The organism is Streptomyces sp. WELS2 (genome assembly GCF_013870595.1).
Classification (GTDB): domain Bacteria; phylum Actinomycetota; class Actinomycetes; order Streptomycetales; family Streptomycetaceae; genus Streptomyces.
Genome location: NZ_JACBWZ010000409.1, coordinates 1 through 5,545, shown reverse-complemented (window position 1 = coordinate 5,545; position 5,545 = coordinate 1). Strand labels below are relative to the sequence as shown.

Genomic DNA, 5,545 nt, shown 5'->3' with positions numbered 1-5,545 from the left:
CTGCGGATGCTCACCACCCTGCTGAGGCCGACCGGCGGCCGTTCGGGCGGTGCGGTCAGTCGCGGCCCCAGCCGGCGGTCTCCGGCCAGTGCCGGCCGACCTGGCGGGCGGCGTAGTCCCAGTACGAGCGGACGGAGAGGTCGGCGTAGACGAAGTCCTGCTTGGCGGCCACGTCCCGGTCGGTGGACCAGGCGTACGGCACGCCGGTGCTCTCGGCGGTGAGCTGGAGGCGACAGGCCCGCTCCAGCACCTGGGCGAAGACGGCGGCGTGCCGCACGCTCTTGCCGACGATCACTCCGCCATGGTTGCGCAGCAGCACGGCCGGGTGCTCGCCGAGGTCCTTGGCGATGTGCTCACCGGTCGCGATGTCCAGGACGGTGTTGCTGGTCTCGGTGAACAGGCCGAGCCGGTCGCGGAAGTAGGCGCCGTCGTGCGAGACCGGGCGCATCTCCAGATCGGTGGCGCCGAACAGCAGGGTGTACGGCGCGTGGCTGTGGACGATGCCGTTGACATCCGGCCGGGCCCGGTAGATGGCCTGGTGGAGGGGGAGTTCCGGCGGCGCCTGCGGCGGGGCGGGCCGGGCGGGGTCCACGGCGCAGCGGACCACGTCCGCCGGGGCGGCCTCGTCGAAGCCGACCAGGGCGCCCTTGATGAAGAACTCGTCCCGGCCGGGTATCCGGGCGGAGATCTGGCCCTGGTTGAAGTCGTCGTGGCCGTCGAGGGAGAGCATCCGGGCGCCGAGCGCCACCTGGAGAACGAGCCGGCGTTCGGCCGGGTTCAGCGGCTGCGGTTCCTCGGTGGTCATGTCCTGCTCCTAGCTGTCAGGTCGTCGTAGACGGTCCGCATGGTGACCAGGCCGGGAGCGGCGGCGCGCGCCCAGTCGGCGGCGGCCAGCGCGCCTCGGGCCGGCACCGTCCAGCTGCCGACGTGGTGCCGCACGTGCAGCGACTCGCCGTCCCAGGTGTGGGTCAGCTCGTGTTCGCTGACGGGCAGTCCGGACCGTTCGTCGGCGATGTCGGCCACCTCCCGCCCGCTCGCCCCGGCCCAGGTCCCGGCGAGCGCCAGCGCGGTGGCGCTCGGCCGGTGTGCCTTGCCGAGCGGGTGCCGTTCGCGGACGGTGGTCACCGGGGCGAACCGGCCCGTGGCGTAGGCGGCGGTGAACTCGGCGATGCGCGCCTGGAGGTAGTGGCCGAAGGAGAGGTTGGTCGCCCGGACCACCGGCACCGTTTCGGCCAGTTGCGCCAGCGCCTTCCACTGGGTGTCCGACAGATTGGAGACGCAGGCGACGAGCGGTACCCGGTGCCCCGCGCAGTAGTCGAGGACGTCCGGGTGCGCCTCGGGGGCGCTCGCGTCGATCAGCACGTCGGGGACCGCCTCGGCGGACCAGCCGGTACGGCGGGAGGCGGTGAGGCAGACCCTGGTGCCGTCCGCCCGGCAGACCGCGCGCACGGCCGAGCCGAGCCGCCCCAGGCCGACGATCCCGATGCTGCGGCCGCCCGCCGCGGCAGTCTCAGGCATCGGCGCCCGCACCGCCGGCGAGCACCAGGGCCGTGACGGAGTCGATGGTCTCGTAGTGCTCGATGGCGGCCTCCGGGTCCAGGTAGACCCCGACCTCGTTCTCGATGCTGTCGATCAGGCGCATGTAGGAGAGCGAGGTGTACCCGACGTCGCGCAGGGAGTAGCCGGCGGCGGCGAGGTCGGCGGCGGTGACGCTGCCGTCACCGGCCGCGATGACGAGATCGATGATCTTGGCGCGGAGCGCACTGCTGTCCATGGGCAAGTCCTGTGGGTCGAAGGAAGGTTCAGTGGCTGTCTGGGGTGCTGAGCAGGCGGCGCAGGCGCTCGACGGACGGCTTGCCGATCGAGTTGGCCGGTATCCGCTCCACCAGGCGCAGGATGCCGGGCACCTTGAACGACGGGAGGACCGCCGCGCAGTGCGCGCGCAGGGACTGCGCGGTCACGTCCGGTTCCGCGGCGACGACGGCGGCCAGGGCCGGTTCCCCGTGCTGGTTCTCGGCCTCGAAGGCGACCGCGTCCAGGACGCCGGGGGCCGCGCGCAGCACGTCGGCGATCTCGATCGGGTCGATCTTGCGCCCGCCCACGTTGACCATCCGGCTCGTGCGTCCGGTCAGGTGGAGCGCGCCGTCGAGCAGCCGGCCCTGGTCACCTGTGTGGTAGTAGCCCTCGCCGTCGAGACGCTGCTCGAACAGGCCGGGCGCGTTGAGGTAACGCGAGCCCATCGACTCGCTCTTGACCCGGATGCCGTCCTCCTCGACGAGCAGGTGCACACCGGGCAGGGGCGTGCCGAGCCCGCTGCCGGTCGCGTCGGCGGCGTACGTCAGCGGCCCGGTCTCGGCGACACCGTAGTAGTTGTGGATCGGTACGCCGGTGAGCCGGGTGAACTCCTCGCGCACCGAGTCGCGCAGCGGGGCACCGGAGGAGATCGCGGTGCGTACGGTGGCGAAGCCCTCCTCGGGGGCCCGCCGCACGATCGAGTCGTACAGCGCCGGGAACGCCACCAGCCGAGTGGCGGCCGTGCTCTCCAGGAGCCGTACGACCCGGGAGGCGGTAGGCAGACCATGGGACAGGTGCAGTGCGGCGCCCTGCAGGAAGGCCGCCAGCAACGAGGTGTTGAACGCCAGGCCGTTGGAGAGCGCCGCGAAACAGGCGATCCGGTCCTCGGCCGTGAGACCGGTGCCCTTCACCCAGTTGGCGGCCGCCGCGGACACGGCCGTGCCGGAGAACTCGATGCAGTTGGGCCTGCCGGTGGAGCCGGACGTGAAGCGGCACACCTCGGTGTCGTCCAGCAGCTGCGGACGCGGACTTTCGTACCGGCGCACCCGGCTGACCGTGAGGTAGCCGAACTCGCCGTCGTCTGTGAGGTTTTCGCTCACGATGTCCCGTACGTCGGCGCTCGGAGCGTGGATCAGCAGGTCCAGCCCGCAGTCCTCGGCGATCCGGGAGAGTTCGAACGGGCCGAACGCCGAGTCGGCCAGGAAGGGCACCGCGCCCGCGAACAGCGTGGCCAGGTAGGCGACCACGTATTCGACGGAGTTGGTGGCGTACAGACCCACCCGGGGCGGCTCGCCGCGCACGTCGTAACGGGCGAGCCGGTCCGCCGCGGCACGGGCCCGGCCGGCCAGGTCGGCGTAGCCGAGGAGACCGTCGGCGTCGGTGACCGCGACCCGGTCGCCGTGGCGGGCGAGGACGTCGGTGAGTATTTCGGGAAGGATGGCGCGCATCGGGGTCACCGCTCGTTCTGGGCGTGCGCCATGGCAAGCCGGTCGAACTTGATGCCCGAGTCGTCCGGGCGGCCGAGCAGCAGGGCGTACAGGATCTCGTCGTCCTCCGGCAGCCCCGCCAGCGTTCGCCACAGCGGTGTGTCGAAACCGCCGATGGCGGTCACGCCGACCCGCGCGCGGTGCGCGCCCAGGTAGAGCAGTTGGCCCAGGGCGCCGCAGCGGAAAGCGAGCTCGCGCAGGTTCTCGGCGCCGGCGGCGGAGCCGGCCCCGGCGAGCGAGGTGCGCGGCACGTGCAGCAGCAGGATCGCGGCGGCCCCGGCGAGGGCGCGCTGCTGCATGCAGGCTCGGGCCACCTCGTCGGTGGACGGCAGCCGTCCCGGCCGCCGCTCGCCGGTGTCCAGCCGGTACACCGCGTCGTGTCCGGGTTCCGCGGCCGACCGCAGCACGAGCGTGGCGGACAGCGCTGTGGTGCCGGGCAGGTCGGTCTCCAGCGGTGTCGTCAGGGCCGAGACCGCTTGCCAGACGGCGGCGGCGGGGACGGGGGCGCCGGTGAACGCCTTGCTGGAGGCGCGCGTTCCGATCAGTTCGGACCACGCGGACGCATCGCCCAAACCGCTGTCCGCGGCGGGCAGCCGTCCGTCCGTGCGGACGCGCGCGAGCGGCGCGGCCACCGTGTGGCGGGCCGGGACCGCGGAGTGCCCGGTCCACCCGGCGAGGGAGTCCCAGCAGGTTCTTTCCAGCCATGACCGCCAGGTGGGTCCGCGTCCTTCCCGGTCGGTGGCGTCGTGTACGGTCCACCGGGTCCAGGAGTCGTCGGCCGGGCCGGCCGGCAGCAGGGTCACCGAGTGAATCTCCCGGCAGTTCTCGTCCGCCTCCAGCAATTGCGACAGGGATTCCCTCGGGAAGCGCAGCCGTAGCGCCCCCGCCGCGCCACGGCCGGCCGCGGCCAGTAGAAGGTTCCCCGCCGCGTGTCCCGCATCTAGCTGGGTGTAAAGGTATCCCCGGTCACCGTATTTGCGCATGGAAAGCCAGGGGCGGGTAAGCGTGACGACCAGCGCACCGCCTTCCGGGACGGCCAGATCGGACGCGTCGAGTGCGGCGGCGACGGCCGCCCCGGCGGCCACCCGGGCGCAGGTGCGCCGGTCGGCGTCGACCCGGAACGCCGTCGGTACGCCGTCCTCGCCGGTGAGGACGGCGAACTCGTAGGGGTACAGGGCGCCGGCCGACGGCACCGCCCGCGCCGCGTACGAACCGCAGGAGCGGTTGGCTTTACTGGTCAGCACGCCTTCCTCGAGCAAGGACAGGGCGCGGCGCAGTCCGGGCGCGGCGACGGGCCCGGAGGGTGGTTCCGGGGGCGCCGACGGCAGCGCCACCCGGTCCCATAGGTCCACTTCTGGTACGGGTCTACGTACGGTCAGGTTTCCTTGCACGTCGGCACCAGCCTCCTGTTGTCTGACAGCCCACGGGATGTGCCTGAGACGAGCGATGACCTCCGTACGGACGGCACGGAGGCAATACACCAATGCGAATATTTTTCATTTTCATTCGCAATGGCGCCTTGCAGACTTGCAGCTGTTCTTCGATCAGGACTGACGCGTTCTCGGATCGCGAGACGGGCGCATGACCTTATGGAGCCGGAATGCGGAACTTATCCGGGAGAGCGTGTACAGGAAGGGAACACATGATCGGTTGCGGCCATCGCCAGCATGCCAAGTGGCCTCGCATTGGTCAAGACCAATGAAACAAAGCTGTTTAATGAACGACCACCCAGTGGCCGCCGGGCTGCCGCGCCCCGGCCCTGACGGAGACCGCGAATTGTCGCAAACCAGCCGGGCCGCGCCGGCCGCATCGCGCGGCGCACCATCCGGGCGGCCGGCGGCTTGTCCGCCCAAGGGCGGCCCAGCACGTACACGGCCCGCGGGTCGTCGCGGCCGGCCATGGGAAGGGGCGGCCGACTCGACGAAGATCCCCGGGTGTCGGCGGGAGAGAGCCGGTGGCCGTCCTGCCCGACAGCGGTACCTCGCGTGTGGACATGCTCCAGACCGCGGCACACCCCGCGGCCGCTGGAGAAACGGCTCAGCAGGCGCCGCGGGCCACGCGGGCCACCCAGGCCTCCTTGGTCATCTTCCACGCGCTCACCTCCAGGCAGTTGCGCGCCCTGAAGACCACTGACCCGTGCGACGGACGCCTGTTCCTGCCCAACGGGACCGTCCTGCCGACCGAACCCGTCCGTACCCGCGTGGCGGCCTACCCGGACTACCGAAACCACCGCCGGCCCCGCACGGCCGGCCCCCGCCTGGAGC

General features: G+C 72.0%; 5 protein-coding genes and 1 pseudogene. 1 reads left to right on the top strand and 5 read right to left on the bottom strand.

Annotation, left to right across the window (positions count from 1 at the left end; all coding sequences use genetic code 11):
- Positions 1-55: 55 nt before the first annotated feature.
- The 5 genes from H5J33_RS21820 to H5J33_RS21800 are packed head-to-tail and all read right to left on the bottom strand — an operon-like array spanning position 56 to position 4,525.
- The gene (locus H5J33_RS21820; protein WP_181796609.1) at positions 56-805 is read right to left on the bottom strand and encodes a class II aldolase/adducin family protein; all 750 of its coding nucleotides are present in this window, start codon (positions 803-805) and stop codon (positions 56-58) included.
- Positions 802-1,518 (bottom strand): dihydrodipicolinate reductase C-terminal domain-containing protein, encoded by a 717-nt coding sequence (locus H5J33_RS21815; protein ID WP_181796608.1) that lies wholly within the window; start codon positions 1,516-1,518, stop codon positions 802-804. Before H5J33_RS21815 ends, H5J33_RS21820 begins: the two co-directional genes overlap by 4 nt.
- The gene (locus H5J33_RS21810) at positions 1,511-1,774 is read right to left on the bottom strand and encodes a phosphopantetheine-binding protein (RefSeq protein WP_181796607.1); all 264 of its coding nucleotides are present in this window, start codon (positions 1,772-1,774) and stop codon (positions 1,511-1,513) included. Before H5J33_RS21810 ends, H5J33_RS21815 begins: the two co-directional genes overlap by 8 nt.
- 28 nt (positions 1,775-1,802) lie before the next feature.
- Positions 1,803-3,242, bottom strand: coding sequence for a class I adenylate-forming enzyme family protein (locus H5J33_RS21805; RefSeq protein ID WP_220212611.1), 1,440 nt, complete (start codon positions 3,240-3,242; stop codon positions 1,803-1,805).
- Between the two features lie 5 nt (positions 3,243-3,247).
- Complete coding sequence (locus H5J33_RS21800) at positions 3,248-4,525, bottom strand: nitroreductase family protein (RefSeq protein WP_181796606.1); 1,278 nt, start codon at positions 4,523-4,525, stop codon at positions 3,248-3,250.
- A 710-nt stretch (positions 4,526-5,235) separates the two neighbouring features.
- Between H5J33_RS21800 and H5J33_RS21795 the strand changes: the two are divergent.
- Positions 5,236-5,545: pseudogene (locus H5J33_RS21795) on the top strand (hypothetical protein); the annotation flags it as partial.

What these genes read in the sequence shown, in the direction of transcription:
- H5J33_RS21820 (WP_181796609.1), bottom strand. Translation starts at nt 805, where the DNA reads ATGACCACCGAGGAACCGCAGCCGCTGAACCCGGCCGAACGCCGGCTC.
- H5J33_RS21815 (WP_181796608.1), bottom strand. Translation starts at nt 1,518, where the DNA reads ATGCCTGAGACTGCCGCGGCGGGCGGCCGCAGCATCGGGATCGTCGGC.
- H5J33_RS21810 (WP_181796607.1), bottom strand. Translation starts at nt 1,774, where the DNA reads ATGGACAGCAGTGCGCTCCGCGCCAAGATCATCGATCTCGTCATCGCG.
- H5J33_RS21805 (WP_220212611.1), bottom strand. Translation starts at nt 3,242, where the DNA reads ATGCGCGCCATCCTTCCCGAAATACTCACCGACGTCCTCGCCCGCCAC.